The organism is Candidatus Thiodiazotropha sp. AKAK3, from assembly GCF_058244645.1.
Map to the genome: position 1 here is coordinate 89,899 of NZ_JBSYOQ010000052.1, position 11,416 is coordinate 101,314.

Consider the following 11,416-nt stretch of genomic DNA (forward strand, 5'->3'; position numbering starts at 1 on the left):
GCTTGTCTCCTCAGCTCTCGATTTGTCCCGCTATCTGCTGGATCTTGATAATGACGAATTCGGCAGGCTTGAGTGGCGCGAAACCAACCACCACATTGACGATACCCAGGTTGATGTCATTTTGGGTTGTCGTCTCACTGTCCACTTTGACGAAGTAGGCGTCGCGAGGAGAGCTGCCCTGGAAGGCCCCCTGCCGAAACAGGTTACGCATGAAGGCCCCCACATTGAGCCGGATCTGTGACCACAACGGCTCGTCGTTGGGTTCGAATACCACCCATTGGGTACCTCGATAGAGACTATCCTCGATGTACAAAGCGAGACGTCGCACCGGGATATACTTGTATTCGTCCGCCAGCTGGTCGGCTCCGCGCAGAGTTCGACTGCCCCAGACTACACGTCCGATAATGGGAAAGGCACGCAGGCTGTTGATGCCCAATGGATTGATCATACCGTTCTCATCATTGGTCATCGGCACGGAGAGCCCTTGAATACCTCTCAGTGCGGCGTCGGTTCCAGCAGGCGCCTTCCACACGCCACGGGTTACGTCGGTGCGTGCCAGAACGCCAGCGATAATTCCGCAGGGCGCGAAGGTGTCGAGTTGACCATCCAGCAGAGGATCCGCTTGCCTTACGCGAGGAAAATAGATAACCGCGTTGCGCGCCACTGTTCCTGACAGTCCGATGTCGGTGTCGAGATTGTCGCGGGCATCTGCCGCGCTGCTCCAGCCTGAGGGTGAATCGACAATCAACATGGCGCGTCGCGACTGGCAGTATGAGAGAGCGGTTGACCAGACGGCTGTCGGCACATCACCGCCACGGGTGTCGGGTGGGATGCAGAACAGATTGAAGAGATCGGCATCCTCGAGCGCGTAGAGTCCCGTCTTTAGGGACTGGCTGCCCTCATAGGCGCCCTGGTTGAGTGGTGAACTCTCTTCACCATTCGTGGATACCGGGCTGCTAAAGGTGTCATCGGTCCAGACCGGATCGGTGGCCGGGTCAGTGATCGCGCTGTCGGCGCTGGGAATAGCCCCAGGCAATGCTCCGGATAGACGAACGAAGCTCGACGATTTTTCCAAAACCCGGTCGACGCGACGTGGGCTTTCCGCGATGGTCAAGTTGAGCAGTTTCTCCTCACCGCCAGTCATCGTGTCCCGTACAGTCAGGTTGAACAGATCGCTGCTGCTGAGTCCGAAACTGTCCACCCAGGGCAGGGGGTGGGGATCGCCCGGATTGGCTGGTGTTGGCACATCGTGATCGACACGTACACGCAACGTATTAGCCCATGAACCTTCACTGGCAGCATCAAGTGTCAGGCCGTTGGCGTCTATCTGGGCCGTAGAGTCGCCACCCTGTGCAGGTTGGTTGTAGAGACGGACGATGATCGCCGTCACACCGCCATTGATGAAGAAATCGCGCACCGCATAGCTTAGCGGGTAGTCCAGCCCAAGTCCGCCGAAGGCTCGTTCAAAATCTCCGAAATTATTGATCGTGACAGGGCTGTTGACTGGCCCTTTGGCTGCACGGCCGATGAAGGCCGTTATCGAGGTTGCAACGCCAACAATGGTGCGTACACCGCTGGGTACCTCCTCAATGTAGACACCTGGATAGGATACGGTGACAGGCATGATTAGAGCTCCTCAAATAGTGTTGATGGGATATTGAGATACGTGCCCTATATCAGTGACATTTAGCGAGGTAAATGTAACTGATACTGTCTAGTCCAAATATTGATTGGAATTGTATTTTGTTGGAAAACAGGAGTTGAATAACTCCAAAAAAGGGTTTGTTACAAGTCTGAGTCATTCCTTGATCTCCCTTTCCGATTTTGGTCATGCAGTGGGTTATTAATGCGCCGCATACTGATCATCATGCAAACGTATTGTCGTATGGGTTTTGATTCCCTATTTAAAATGACTTACATGAAACTTCATCTAATATCATTTGGCCCTCAGCGAGATCCAACAGGGCCTGAAATCAGACAAGAATTAATATCCTAAAAGTTAGACTAGCTATAAAATATTGTCAATGCGACATGTGAAATATCAGTAATACCCGTTTAAATACCCGTCGGCTATGAGATTCGCATTTCGGAGCAGCATGCCATCATTTAGGCGTAGAGACAGTCCGCAATCCACGCTGCATACCATCAACTCACGTCAGACATCAGTGGTCTACTGCGGAATCCAGGTTCAAGCTTTCGCTAAGCGCTACGCAGCGATAATCGCAATCTGAAATTACCCTAGAGACTACATGTGGACAATAGCTGACTATTTCACTAGGTTATTACTACAGACTCAAAACCATCTTAACGGGGTGCTGATATGCCACAGCGTTGGTTGCAGGTAAAAGGGGATCCTTCTGTGCGTGCGTTTTTGTTTCAGCAGTCACGTCAGACCAGTCTCTTCGATGAAAACCTTGACGAGATACACCGCATCATCTGTGCGATGTGCATTACCAAAGGTGCTTTTCATATAAAAGCCCACTACTCATCTTCGCAGTTGACCTGCTGGTTCTATGATGATCCATATAACTACAGGGTCTATGTTAAGGAGGAGGTTCTAGCCCCAGATTTTCTGGATAGCTTTCCGCCTCTATCTTATGAAGGGCGACAACCGAATATCAATCAGGATCAGCTTGGTCTGACTCTGGCAGAATTTATGCGTCTTCGACTATCAGATGAGCAGGTTTATCTTCGCAGTGCATCAGTAAATCGATTGAATGGAATGATTGCAATGAACTTTTCCTGTGACGGTAGCCACTACATTCAACATGATGAGTTTTTTCAACGGCTAATAGAATTTGGTGTCGCTGATCAAGAAGGGGGCAATTGTTCATTGGCAGTTTGAGCTTCTTTACAAGCGTTGAGCGTGACAAAGCATGAAAGAACTCAACTTTTTTTCTATCACTGGTCGCAACACTTACATAGTGCTCTCTTATGCGCGATCCGCACAATAAATTGCCCAGTTATGATTGACAACCTGTTCTGGCCCTACTTGGTGGTTCCTGAAACTCCCACATATTTAAAATCTTCAATCAAAGACGATATCGGTCTATTTTAAAGGGGTAAAGGTTTCAAAATTGTAATCAGATAATTGCTCATGCTGATTGCCCCGTTTTGCCTGAGAGACGCAGATGGATTTGACGACCGCATTGACTGGGGCGCTACCCTTCATCATCCTGGTAAGCGCAGCTCTGACCATGATCTTCTCTTTTTTACTACTGTGGCTCTACCGTCGTGCAGTGATTCGATCCATGGGGGCCGGTGGAGGGTCGAATACGCCGACTGAGGTTACCAGTACACAGGTGCCTGCTGACAATTTATCACCCCTGACAATAACCACACTTAAAGATAAAGCGCTTCTGCAGGGGCGCGCAAAAGTTTTATTCGATGCGACTTCCGTTTCACTGCAACGGCTTGCTCTGGTGTATGGAGTGGCTGGAGTCATCTATGCCCTGGTGTTAAGCCTGCCCTGGATGATAACAGCCGGGGGTGGCTTTCCTCTGGTCCGTCTGCTCTGGTTGTTTGTCTGTTATGCCTGGCCTGGGGTTATCGTTGTGGCAGTGGTAGCGGCCACCTCGCAAAGTCAAAAACAACTTATTTTCGCGATTTACTTCTCGATTGTTGCACTTATAGGTGCAGTGGTTATCCTGCTGGGGCTTTTTGGTTGGTGGCTACTTGGGCGCTTGGGTTCTGCCTACCGGGCAAAGCGAATGAGTGACCAGTCCCTCAATCTGGATGCGCTTTGGTTGATGTTTGCTCTATTTCAGTCAATCACTCTGGCTTTTGAAGGTTGGTTGTGGATCTTTACCGGTCTGGTGGCATTTATTCTTTATAAGCAGATCACCAGGATAGGTTTCTCTAAATTAAAATCGCAGATCAATTCAGAAAAACCACCTTCAGTGTTGCTGTTGCGCGTGTTCTCTCTAGGGCGCAAAAGCGAACGCATGTTCGACACTCTTTCCAGGCGCTGGCTTCGTGTTGGTAACATCGATATGATCGCTGGGCCAGATCTGGTGACCAGTACTGTAGAGCCTCACGAATTTCTCGATTATATGGGTGGCCATCTGTCACGCAGTTTCATTGATACCCCGTCTGTCTTTGAAAAGCGATTTTCATTTCGGAATTGTCGACCCGATCCGGATGGTCGCTACCGGGTGAATGAGTTTTTCTGTCGCAATGATACCTGGCAGATCTGTATGCAACGGTTGGCCGCAGAGTGTGATGTTGTATTGATGGATCTGCGCAGTTTTTCAAAGCGGAATCAGGGTTGTCTCTGGGAACTTGAACAGTTACTTACCACTGTGTCGCTTGATCGTATCCTTTTTGTGGTTGACGACACTACTGATAAAACATTTTTGGAACAACAGCTTCAAAGACTCTGGAAGCAGCATCCGGGAAGTTCACCTAACCTCGGCTTGGCAAAGCCACAGGTAAAACTGTTCTCAGTACAATCGACAGTACCCAGGGTTGCGGATCAGTTGACGAAAAGATTGTTTGAAGCCTGCTACCCGACTAATTCACCGTAGTGGTTCAGACTTAATCCTCTTTAGAGTTCGATGAAGAATATAATCTTGTATATTCATTTCTCCATCATCAATTGCAAAAGATAAAATAGATCCTTATCTATCTGCTTCTATTTCGCTGGAAGTCTAGAGGTGGTCATATTTCATTTATAATGAATGACTATCAATCCTGATTACTTTTCCAGTTCTCTGATTCACTTCTTCATACATATGCGCAGTTCCTCCAGGGCTGCTTCCACCTTTACCATCCCAGAGACAGAGAAACACCACTCTATCCACACCATAGGCCAATGCGGTGTAGAGCAGCCAAAGGTTGCATCTGACATAGGCGTAACCGTGCCCGGAGTGTTTTGGAGGTTCACCCAGGGCGGCAGGCGCGGACAGGATCGGCGCCGCCAACTGAGGCTTTATCTTTTGGTATCGATTTCGCCAGACCTCTCCGCCAGGCAAAACGGATCTCTGGATGAAATCCGGCTCATCGTATGGCTGCAACCAATGCACCTTAACATGCCGTTGCAGGCAGGCCTCTGTGAAAAGAATATCACCACCACAAGCACCTTGGGTTAACGCCAGATCATCCGCTCCGACATCGAGATGTTCGAGTTCTGTACTGATTCGTTGGGCTGCAACTTCTCTCTTCTCGGGTGGGAAGCGTGGCGTTTCTCGCCCTGGAGTATCGATCATGTGGCCACTGAACAGTATGACTTTGCGCGGTCTCCACTGTTCAGGCGAGGCTGTTGGATGCACGGTGTTTTGAATATGATGCTGTTTACTTTGCAATCTGTTTTCAGGGTTACCCGCCATGGCCAGTGCCTGCATGCAGTCGCTTTTTTCGCGTAAACCTTGAAGATCGGAAGGGGTAATTGCCAGGCCCTTCTCCAGTTGCTCCAGTGCAAAGTCAAACTGCCCGGCTTTGCGCAATGCGCTTCCAGCAGTGATATAGGCTTCAGCTTTGAATGGTGAGGCAGGGGCTTCCTCTGCCAGAAGCAGCATATCACCTATGCGGGAGTTTTTACTGGCTAACGCCATCCTCTCATTCGGTTTCGTGGCGGAAGGGATGGCAATGAAGGCGCGTGGCTTTAACAATTTTTTCTCCTCTTCAGACTAAAATTCATATATCCGATGACTGCAAGTGCCATGTCGACCTCTCACTGAAAAGTCTGTTTCCTGAAAGCCTCAGCGACTCACTATTAACCTGGGCCTACATAGGCCAAGATCAGGCGTCAAGTTAATACTATTAAGATTCCTTATCTCACCATGATATCCACGATTTTACACCTAAAGTATAGGGATGAGGCTGTAAAACGGTGTAGAGTATTCGGTATTCATAGGTGAACAGGGGAAAAAAGTTGCTGACCCTCGCTGATATACTTACAGCCCAAGTCGCCACAATTGAGTCTGATTGTATGGTGCGCAATGCACTGGAGTTGATGCGGGAGAGAAAAGTCTCTGCATTGGTGGTGATGGAAGGTGAACAGCCGGTTGGTATTTTCACTGAGCGCGACGCTGTTCTGCTCGCTTATAAACGCTATAGCATGGACGATACCCAGATTAAAGAGGTTATGGGTAAACCGCTGCTGACTGCGTTACCGGAGATGGGATATCAGGATGGCTACCTTCTGATTACCGAACAACGTGTACGCCACCTGGTTGTGGTTAACGAGTCTGGGGGGCTTGTCGGTATCGTCACTGAGGGCGACTTTCTTCAGCATATTGGGAACGAGTTTCTGGTTCGATTTAAGGAAGTTGGCGCAGTGATGATTCACAATGTGCTTACTCTTCCAAGCGATGCCTGGGTGGAAGATGCCGTGCGGATGATGACACGGGATCATATTTCCTGTGTGGTTATAGAGGAGCGGGGCGAGCCGGTGGGGATGTTCACTGAGCGGGATCTGGTTCGTATAGAGTCGCAGGCAGGTGTTGTTTTTGAGGCTCCCCTAAGCAAACACATGACCAAGCCTGTTACTACTGTAACTGAATATACCCCACTGCCTGAAGCCATGCACATCATGGATAGCTCCAAAATTCGTCGTCTGGTCGTGGTAAATGGGGCGAATACTGTTATCGGTCTGGTAACACGCCACGATATTGTGAAACAGCTTTACAATCGCCATGTCGAACATTTACGTGAAACGCTGGATCAACGGGAATCAGATCTGGACAAGTTGCGCACTGATCTGCAGACCGAGAGAGAGCTACGCCGTACTGAGGAGCGACTGGCGGAAATACAGCGCTTGGCACACATTGGCAGTTGGGAACTGAATCTCGCCAAAAACTCGATATGGTGGTCAGATGAGGCGTATAGAATTTTCGAGGTCGACGCGCAACGTTTTAGCAAAACGTTCGAAGCCTTTCTTAAGCTGGTTCATCCTGACGACCGTAAAAACGTCAGTCGTGCTTATAACAAGTCGTTAATCAAACGAAAGCCATTCGATAGCGTACATCGCCTGCAATTCGAAGAAGGACGGGTGAAGTACATCAACATGCGTTGTGAGACCCACTTTGATCAGGCAGGTAAGCCGTTACGCTCTGCTGGAACGGTACAGGATGTTACCGAAAAACACCTGCACCAACAGCAGCAGAATCGACTTCACGGCATGTTGGATGCACTGGTCGAGGGCTCCTCTGATGCCATCTTTGTGAAGAACAGGGAGGGACTCTATCTACTGGGTAACCAGGCCTTGGCCAACCTTATAGGAAAGCCCAGGGATGAGGTGACCGGGGTGGATGATTTTGCTCTTTTTCCCAGCGATTTGGCAGAGCAGTTTCGTGAGGACGACCGCCGCATCATAGAAACCGGTAACACTGAGACTTATGAAGAGTCTGTGGTCGCTGGTGATAGTGCTATTCCCTATCTGACTACCAAGGGGCCTGTGGTCATTGATGGGGAAGTGACAGGTGTTTTTGGAATTGCCAGGGATATCACTGTAATCAAAAAGGCTGAGGAGGATCTGGCTCACAGTGAAGCGCTGTTCCGGAGTATCTTTGAGCAGGCGGCTATTGGCGTTGCGCTGATCGATTCGCGTACAAGACGTTATCTGCGTATCAACCGTCGCTATTGCGAGATGATAGGTTATAGCGCAAAGCAGATGTCCGAGGGCATGACCTTTAAGGATATTACCCACCCTGACGATCTGCAGTCCGATCTGGATAACATGAGTAGGTTATTGGCAGGTGAGGTTCGGGCATTCTCAAAGAAAAAACGCTATTACCATCAAGATGGCTCGGTGGTGTGGGTGAACCTTACTGTGTCGCCGAACTGGGCGCTTGGTGAGAAACCAGATACCTATATCGAGGTTGTGGAAGAGATCACCGAAGCCCATGAAAATGAGTTAAGACTGCACTACCGCCTTAAATTGGAATCAACTCTTGCAGCGATTTCGACAGATCTGGCTCAAGTGGATAGCAGTGAATTGGATAGCAAGATCAACTCATCTTTGCAGCAACTTGGTGAGGCTGTGGAGGCAGGGCGTAGCTATCTGTTCCTGGTTGATCGTCAGCGCGGTCTCTTCTCCAATACACATGAGTGGTGTGCGGATGGGATGTTGCCACAGAAATCACTGTTACAAGATCTTCAAATCGACTCATTCCAGGATCTGCTCGATTTCTTAAGCACAGGAAAGGTATTGACGATCTCTCTTGCTGACAGCGGCAGTGATATGCCGGCTCTGCGAAAACATATGCAGGAGACTGGAATCGCATCGGCTATAAATGTTCCGTTGCAGGGATCGGGGAATATTGAAGGTTTTATCGGATTCGATGCTGAAACGGAGGCCAAGGTTTGGCAGGAGGAGGATATCAGTGTTTTTCTTACAGCAGCGGAGACATTCTGCACTGTGATGGAGCGCCAGAAAACACTCGAGCAGATTGAGCAGCATACCTGGTACCTGGAGAGTCTTGATAGCGTATCTCGGCTAATGAGTGAACATCAGTTTTCAGGTAGCCTGATGAATAGTTTGATGGATTTGATGCTGAATATATTTAAGGCTGATCGAGTATGGATGATCGATCCCTGCGATCCTGATGCCTCTTTTTACCAAGTCATACATGAATCCTCCAGGCCAGAATATCGGAGTGTGCGTGCCACGGATGAGAAGCTGAAGATGAACCGATATTTTTCGGAGATAATGAGATCTACCCTCTCGCAAGCCTTGCCCTATCTGCGATATCAAGGTGAGGTTGCATTAGGGGATGAGCAATACCATGAATTGGCTATTCAGAGTGAGATGGTGATGGTACTGCATCTGGAAGATGCGGCGCCAAGGCTGTTGGTGATTCACCAATGTCGAAACGCATACCGCTGGAATTCAGTTGAGCAAGCCCTGTTTCGAGCTATCTCCGAGCGTATAGCCATGGCGTTGTCCGGCTATCTGTTACTGGAACGGATTCGCAAGAGTGAAAAGCGCCTGCTTGAGGCAGAACATACCGCCTCCATGGGACATTGGGAACTGGATGTTGCAACGGGTCTGGCCAAGTGGTCGGGTGAGATTCACGCCATACTCGGTACCGATCCCAGACAGCCTGTTGGGTCAGTGTTACTCTCTTCCCTGATTGATCCTGATGATTGGCCTGCAGTCAATAATTCGCTTAAGAGTACAATCAAAGAAGGCTCAAAACATGAGATGGAGTACCGCGTAAACAGCCTGGATGGAGAGCAACACTGGCTATACTGCAAGGCGTCAAGGGAGTTGGATGAGCAGGGCAATCCAGTCCGGCTGATCGGTATCGTTCAGGATATAACCGGTCGTAAAAAGGTAGAGCATGAACTGGACCGTGCTGGCGCAGAGTGGACCCAGGCAATGGATCAACTCGACGATGTGGTCTACATGCTTGATACAGAGAGGTGTCTGCGACGGGCCAATAAGGCGTTCTACAAGATGGTGAATGCCAAACCAGAACAGTGCAAGGGACGTCATATTGCTGAGCTGATACATCCACAGGATAAATGTCGACAATGCCCAATCTGCGAAGCTCAGGAAAAGATGCAGGAGGGCACAATTACGCTGGAAGCTGATGACCCTGCAAACCTACATGGCCATCCTATCGATATGACCATTAATCTGATTCGTGATAAAACCGGTAAGCCTACTGGCATACTTACCAGTATTCATGATCTGACAAGTGCACGACAGATAAACGAACGTCTGAGATTATCAGCGAACGTGTTCGACAACACGGCTGAGGCGATCGTGGTTACCGGAGCTGATGGGCTGATCGTTGAAGTCAACCAGGCTTTTCTGGATATCATGGGGTTTTCTCGAGAAGAGGTGATTGGCAAAAATCCCAGTCTGTGGAAGTCAGGTCGGCATGATCGAGATTTCTTTCAAAGCATGTGGAAATCCCTTGATGAAACAGGTCGCTGGCGAGGTGAAATCTGGAACCGACGCAAGGATGGATCGATATTTCCTGAATGGCAGAACATAAGTGTAGTTACTGACAGCAAGGGATCAGTCACACACTACCTGTCAGTCTCTTCCGATATCAGCCAGATTAAGCAGTCTCAAGAACAACTGGATCACTTGGCCCACTATGACGCATTGACTGACCTGCCAAATCGTTTGTTACTTACAGAACGTCTGGAGCAGGCAATTAAACATGCGGAGCGTCATCAACGTAATCTGGCCGTCTTCTTTATTGATATCGACCGTTTCAAACATATCAACGACAGTCTGGGTCACCCCGTGGGAGACATGCTGTTACAGGAGGTGTCAAAAAAGCTGTTGGAGGTGGTGCGTCAGGAGGATACGGTCTCCCGTATCGGTGGTGATGAGTTTGTCATTGTGCTGGAAGAGATCGATGAGCCGGAACATGCCACTAATGTGGCACAAAAACTTCTGCAGTCATTCGAGCAACCTTTTTTGCTTGAAGGGAGGGAGGTTTCAGTGACAACGAGTCTCGGAATATGTCTCTATCCAAGTGACGGTCAAGATGCGGATACGCTGCTTCGAAATGCGGATGCCGCCATGTATCGTGCGAAGGATGAGGGACGCAATAACTACCAGTTCTATACCGAAGAGTTAACTCGGGATGCATTCGAACGGGTGTTGCTGGAGGCCGGTCTGCGTCGTGCTATAGATAACGATGAATTACGTCTCTTTTTTCAACCACAGATCGATTTAAAGAGTGGTACGCTGATTGGTCTTGAGGCCCTGGTTCGCTGGTGGCACCCTGATCTCGGGATGATTTCACCGGCGCGTTTCATTCCACTGGCTGAAGAGACAGGTTTTATCTTTCCACTGGGAAGGTGGGTGCTTCAGAACGCCTGCAAGCAAGGCGCGGCGTGGTTAAAGCGGGGTATTAATTTTGGCCGAATTGCTGTTAACGTGGCCGGCCCGCAGATCCAAAGGGGAGGTCTGGTCGATGAAGTCCGGAGTGCATTGAATGAATCAGGCCTTCCTGCAGAATATTTAGAACTGGAAGTCACTGAGGGTTTTATCATGCAGCAGGCAGAGGCGGCTATCAGTCAGCTTGAGGCGCTGCAGGAGTTGGGCGTTTTACTATCCATCGACGATTTTGGAACCGGCTATTCGTCCCTCAGCTATCTTAAACGTCTACCGATCAATAAGCTCAAAATCGATAAATCGTTCGTAAGAGATATCCCTGAGGATGCCAACGATCTGGCGATAGCTGGTGCTGTGATTGCACTCGGTAAGAGTCTTAACCTGATGGTTATCGCTGAAGGTGTAGAGACTCAGGAACAGGCGACTCACCTAAAGGATATTGGCTGTGAAGCTGCACAAGGATATCTCTACTGTAGACCTGCGCCAAGTGATGAGCTGGATGATGTTTTCTTAGCCTACGGTCTAGGGCGAATGGCACTTACTTAAGCCGTTTTGGTGGGGCAGGGCCCCACCCTACCGTTCAATTCAGGGCGTAGGGTGGGGCCCTGCCCC

At 49.4% G+C, this 11,416-nt stretch carries 6 protein-coding genes; 4 read left to right on the forward strand and 2 right to left on the reverse strand.

Translation table 11 applies throughout. The features are described from left to right. Positions 1-10 precede the first annotated feature (10 nt). The gene (locus AC4IE7_RS12325) at positions 11-1,624 is read right to left on the reverse strand and encodes a phage tail sheath family protein (RefSeq protein ID WP_490777140.1); all 1,614 of its coding nucleotides are present in this window, start codon (positions 1,622-1,624) and stop codon (positions 11-13) included. A gap of 472 nt (positions 1,625-2,096) precedes the next feature. On the opposite strand from AC4IE7_RS12325, the gene AC4IE7_RS12330 reads away from it, so the two are divergent. The 3 genes from AC4IE7_RS12330 to AC4IE7_RS12340 all read left to right on the forward strand — a co-directional run bounded on the left by AC4IE7_RS12330 (position 2,097) and on the right by AC4IE7_RS12340 (position 4,526). Then, entirely contained in the window at positions 2,097-2,231 is a 135-nt protein-coding gene (locus AC4IE7_RS12330) for a hypothetical protein (protein ID WP_490777141.1), read from the forward strand. Positions 2,232-2,320: 89 nt separating this feature from the next. Further along, a complete protein-coding gene (locus AC4IE7_RS12335; RefSeq protein ID WP_490777142.1) occupies positions 2,321-2,845 on the forward strand; it encodes a hypothetical protein in 525 nt (174 codons plus the stop codon). Between the two features lie 286 nt (positions 2,846-3,131). Beyond that, positions 3,132-4,526 carry a hypothetical protein gene (locus tag AC4IE7_RS12340; protein WP_490777143.1) on the forward strand — a complete coding sequence of 465 codons (1,395 nt, stop codon included), beginning with the start codon at positions 3,132-3,134 and terminating at the stop codon, positions 4,524-4,526. A 144-nt stretch (positions 4,527-4,670) separates the two neighbouring features. Here the strand turns inward: AC4IE7_RS12340 and AC4IE7_RS12345 are convergent, their stop codons facing one another. Beyond that, on the reverse strand, positions 4,671-5,609 hold the full coding sequence (locus tag AC4IE7_RS12345; RefSeq protein WP_490777144.1) for a tetratricopeptide repeat protein: 939 nt from the start codon (positions 5,607-5,609) through the stop codon (positions 4,671-4,673). A 263-nt stretch (positions 5,610-5,872) separates the two neighbouring features. Between AC4IE7_RS12345 and AC4IE7_RS12350 the strand changes: the two genes are divergently transcribed. Next, positions 5,873-11,350 (forward strand): PAS domain S-box protein, encoded by a 5,478-nt coding sequence (locus AC4IE7_RS12350; RefSeq protein WP_490777145.1) that lies wholly within the window; start codon positions 5,873-5,875, stop codon positions 11,348-11,350. Positions 11,351-11,416 lie beyond the last annotated feature (66 nt).

Coding starts and splice junctions, on each gene's coding strand:
- AC4IE7_RS12335 (WP_490777142.1), top strand. CDS start 2,321: ATGCCACAGCGTTGGTTGCAGGTAAAAGGGGATCCTTCTGTGCGTGCG.
- AC4IE7_RS12325 (WP_490777140.1), bottom strand. CDS start 1,624: ATGCCTGTCACCGTATCCTATCCAGGTGTCTACATTGAGGAGGTACCC.
- AC4IE7_RS12340 (WP_490777143.1), top strand. CDS start 3,132: ATGGATTTGACGACCGCATTGACTGGGGCGCTACCCTTCATCATCCTG.
- AC4IE7_RS12330 (WP_490777141.1), top strand. CDS start 2,097: ATGCCATCATTTAGGCGTAGAGACAGTCCGCAATCCACGCTGCATACC.